The organism is Slackia sp. (assembly GCF_977041755.1).
Genome location: NZ_CDRRGL010000143.1, coordinates 1 through 4,390, shown reverse-complemented (window position 1 = coordinate 4,390; position 4,390 = coordinate 1). Strand labels below are relative to the sequence as shown.

The 4,390-nt window shown below is 58.7% G+C and carries 4 protein-coding genes; 3 read left to right on the top strand and 1 reads right to left on the bottom strand.

The window, feature by feature from the left end; translation table 11 throughout:
- Positions 1-1,297, top strand: a 1,297-nt coding sequence (locus ACWI8T_RS08475) for a DNA gyrase subunit A (RefSeq protein WP_449138625.1), incomplete at its 5' end; no start/stop codon positions are given.
- 140 nt (positions 1,298-1,437) lie between these two features.
- Here the strand turns inward: ACWI8T_RS08475 and ACWI8T_RS08470 are convergent.
- On the bottom strand, positions 1,438-2,592 hold the full coding sequence (locus tag ACWI8T_RS08470) for an ABC transporter substrate-binding protein (RefSeq protein WP_449138624.1): 1,155 nt from the start codon (positions 2,590-2,592) through the stop codon (positions 1,438-1,440).
- Positions 2,593-2,784: 192 nt separating this feature from the next.
- Between ACWI8T_RS08470 and ACWI8T_RS08465 the strand changes: the two genes are divergently transcribed.
- Both ACWI8T_RS08465 and ACWI8T_RS08460 read left to right on the top strand, forming a co-directional pair.
- Complete coding sequence (locus tag ACWI8T_RS08465) at positions 2,785-3,960, top strand: FecCD family ABC transporter permease (RefSeq protein ID WP_449138623.1); 1,176 nt, start codon at positions 2,785-2,787, stop codon at positions 3,958-3,960.
- A 3-nt stretch (positions 3,961-3,963) separates the two neighbouring features.
- The coding region (locus tag ACWI8T_RS08460; protein ID WP_449138622.1) for an ABC transporter ATP-binding protein at positions 3,964-4,390 on the top strand (427 nt) is incomplete at its 3' end.

Sequence of the window (4,390 nt, the reverse complement as noted above, 5' to 3'; positions counted from 1 at the left end):
CGATCTGAAGAGGGGCGTCGACCCCGAGCAGCTCATGGCGAAGCTGTTCCGCTCCACCACGCTGCAAGATTCGTTCTCGTGCAACTTCAACGTGCTCGTCGACGGCTATCCGCGCGTCATGGGCGTACGCGAGATTTTGGGCGAGTGGGTGGCGTGGCGCGTCGAATCGACCCGCCGCCGCATGAATTTCGATTTGGACAAGAAAACCGACCGTTTGCACCTGCTGCACGGCCTTGAGGCGATTCTGCTCGACATCGACAAGGCCATCGCGATCATTCGCGGCACGAAGCTCGAGGCCGACGTTGTGCCCAACCTCATGAAGGGCTTCAATATCGACCAGGTCCAGGCCGAATTCGTTGCGGAAATCAAGCTGCGCAACATCAACGAGGAATACATCATCAACCGCACGAAGGATATCGAGAAGCTCGAGGCCGACATCGCCGAGCTAAACGCTATTCTCGCGAGCGAGAAGAAGATCAAGAAGGTCATCCACGACGAGCTCGCCGCGGTGAATAAGAAGCACGTCATGCCGCGCAAAACCGGCCTGGTCGCGCCTTCGGAAATCGTCGAGGTGAACCTCGAGCCCGAGGTCGAGGAATATCCCGTGACCATGATGCTCTCGCGCGACGGCTATCTGAAGAAGATGACCGACCGCGTGCTGCGCAAGGCCACGACGCTGAAATACAAAGACGGCGACGAGCCCTTCATCGAGTTCGATTCCTCCAACACGCACGATTTGCTCGTGTTCACGAACCAATGCCAGGTGTACAAGTGCAAGGTCGCCGCGTTCGAAGACACCAAGTCGGCGCAGCTCGGCTCGTATTTGCCCACCGATTTGGAAATGGACGCCGACGAGACCGTGGCCTGGGTCATCGACCCTGAAGATTACAAGGCCGACGTGCTGTTCGTCTTCGAGAATGGCCGCGTGGCGCGCGTGGCGCTGTCGGGATACGCCACCAAAACGAACCGCAAGCGCCTGAAGAACGCGATTTACGGCGGAGCAAAGCTCATGTACGCCACCGTGCTGAAGGAAGATCGCGACCTGGCGCTCGTGTCGAGCGACTATCGCCTGGTGAACTTCAATACGTCGCTTCTGAAGACGAAGACCACCAATTCGACGCAGGGCGTACAAGCGCTCACCATCAAGGGCAGCCGCACGGTGACCATGGTGGGCACGGCGGAAGAATTTATCGGCAGCAAAGCCCAAGTCGAGAAGTTCCGCGCAGAGAAGCTGCCTTCGGCTGGCGCACCCATGAAGGAAACCGACATGAAGAGCCTATTCGACCTGGAAGAATAGGGAAGCGCAGTCGCCTTCGATTGCCCGTCGTTTCAATTTCCCGCAAACGAAAAGGGACCGAGGCATATCGCTTCGGTCCCTTTTCGTTTTCACACTATTTCGCGACGCGACGCGCCTCTTCTGCAGCTGCCGCTCTTGACTTAGCCGTTGTAGCTGTTGCCAAGAATCTCGCGAGCCTGCTCGTCGGTCACATCGGCGTGGTAGAACAAGCTGTAGAACTCCTTGGTGACTTCGACCATGTCGACGTCATAGGCGTCGGGGTACAGCGTGTTCGCAATCCACTGAATGCCGAGAATGCGGTTGACCGCAGGCGGGCGATCGCACCAAGAGAACGGCACGTTGGGCATCGTGTACACCTTGCCGTCTTTCACGGCGTCGATGGTCGACCAATTGGCGTCGGTGCGAATAAGCTCATCGGCACCGCCGCGCACAACGTCGTCCCATGCAACGATGACCTGCGGGTTCCATGCAAGAACCTGCTCGAGCGAAACGGGGCTCATGCCCTTGCCCTTCTGGGCTTCGACATCTTGGGCCACATTGTCGGCGCCAGCGCGATCGAACGCCAAGGAATGCGTGGAGCCCTTGGGCTCGGTCTGCAGACCCTCGGAGCCCTCAGCGTAGTACAGGCGTACGCGCTGATCCTCGGGGACGGTCGCGACGGCAGCATCGACATTGTTAAGCGCGGTCTCGCAGTAGGACGCCAGCTTCTCGGCCTGGTCTTCTTTGCCCAGCAGCGTGCCAAGCGTGCGATACGTGGTAGGCGTCGCATCGAGCGTGCCGTCCAGAACAACGACAGGAATGCCCGTCTGGCTCTGCAAGTCGTCGGCAGAGCTCGCATCGGAATCGCCGGGCTTGCCGGTGGTGACCGAGAAAATCACCTGAACGCCTTCGGCCATAATAGCTTCAGGGTTGAGCTCTTTGCCGCCGGAAAGGGTGCCCAAGTACGGCAGGTCGCCAGTTCCTTCGGGCAAATACGCCAGTTCCGCGTCGGAGAATTCCATAGTAGTGCCAGCCGCCAGCTCAGGAGCCAGGGTGAAGCAGAAAATCTGGCCGGGAGCGCCAGTGTAATAGATCTTCTGCAGCGCGCCAACACCGGGAATCGTGACCTCGCGGCCAGCGTCGTCGGTAATGGTACGATCGGCCATCAGGTCGACGGTTTCCGTCTGGGTCGCGTTGTTGTCGGACGACTCGGTAGCTGCCTTGTCCGTGCCCGAGCATCCGGCGAGCAGCGTCAACGCCATCGCCAGACACGCCGCCATCATAACAATGGCCAGGCTGCGTTTCTTGGTAAGCATCTGGTTTCCTTCCTCCCTTTGCGCCTATGCGCTCCCTTTACGCGACGCCAAGCGAAACTCCCTTTCCACCATTTCGTCCCGCTTCGTCATTTGCGCATAAGACTCTATGAAGTATAATATTTCCCGCTCTTAATAATCTCATGCGAGAATAATCGAATGATATCATCGCAAAACATAAGCGCAAGGGGAAATATGGGGGAGATAAGGTTTTGGAAGAAGCCGCCTCGCTCGCGAGCGGAAGGCGACGCCGACGCCGAGCAAGGTCGCTTGTCAGACGAATGCGAGAAATCCGAAACATCCGCATCCGCCGAGCTACTCGACCGCAAAGTCGAACCGTGGATCAAGATAGCGATCGGCATCGCGCTTCTGGGCATCGTGCTCGTTTCCTTCGCGTTGGGACGTTATCCCATTTCACCCGTCGAGCTTATCTCGACGCTCGGCGGCCTGGCGAACAACGCCCTCGCCGATTTCGCCGCGCATTTTGGCGTGGCCATCCCCCATGTCGAGGTGAACCAGCAAATGGCGACGGCACTCATGAACATTCGCCTGCCACGCATTCTCGTAGTCATGCTCGTGGGCGCGGCGTTGGCCGTCGCTGGCGCGAGCTATCAGGGCATGTTCAAAAACCCGCTCGTCTCGCCCGACATTTTGGGCGCTTCCGCGGGCGCGAGCTTTGGCGCATGTCTGGCGCTGCTGTTCGATATGTCCAATTCGATGGTGCAGCTGTTCGCCTTTATTGGGGCCATGGTTGCCGTGGGCGGCGCCGTATGGATGAACAAAATGGTGAACAAATACGACGCGCTTTTGGGCCTGGTACTGGGCGGCATGCTCGTCACCACCTTGTTCCAGTCGTTCACCTCGCTCGTAAAATTCATGGCCGACGCCAACGACAAACTTCCCGCCATCACGTTTTGGCTCATGGGAAGCTTCTCACGCATCAATCAGGCCGATCTTGCAGTCATCGTGGCGCCCATGCTGGCGGGCTTCGTGCTGCTCATGCTTGAGCGCTGGAAGCTCAACGTGCTGTCGTTCGGCGAGGAAGAGGCGCGCAGTCTGGGCGTAAACACGGGACGTGTGCGCCTCATCGTCATTTTCGCCTCCACGCTCATCGTTGCCTGCTCGGTCGCCGTTGCCGGCATTGTGGGGTGGGTCGGCCTGGTTATTCCGCATCTCGCACGCTCCATCGTGGGACCGAACTACAAAGTGCTGCTGCCCACGTCGATGTTCATTGGCGCGGGGTATTTGCTTATCGTCGACGACCTGTGCCGCCTTATGGCTTCGACCGAAATCCCCATCGGCATTCTGACCGCCATTATCGGCGTGCCGTTCTTTATCTTCATCTTCCGTCACAACATCAAGGGGTGGTGAGGGATGACTGAGCATTTGCTATCCGTCCACGACCTGCATTGCGGCTACGGGCATAAGGAAATCGTGCACGGCGTTTCGCTTGCGATGGACGAAGGCGAATTCGCCTGCATTATCGGGGTGAACGGCTGCGGGAAAACCACGCTGTTGAAGAACATTTTGTGCCTGGAGAAACCGTTCGCGGGCGACATTCGCATGCAGGGTCGCACAGTCGTTTCGATGACCGACCAGGAACGCGCGCGAATCTTCGCTTACCTGCCGCAGGCGCACACGCCACCGTTCCCGTTCACGGTGGGCGACGTGGTGCTCATGGGCCGCAGCCCTTATCTCGACCGCTTCTCGCGCATCAACAAGCACGATCGCGAGATCGCCTGGGAGGCCATGCGCCTGCTCGGCATAGAAGACTTGGCGCAACGCACCTACACGAAGCTTT

Bases quoted from the DNA above. Each gene is read 5' to 3' on its own strand.
- ACWI8T_RS08470 (WP_449138624.1), bottom strand. From the start codon at position 2,592: ATGCTTACCAAGAAACGCAGCCTGGCCATTGTTATGATGGCGGCGTGT.
- ACWI8T_RS08465 (WP_449138623.1), top strand. From the start codon at position 2,785: ATGGGGGAGATAAGGTTTTGGAAGAAGCCGCCTCGCTCGCGAGCGGAA.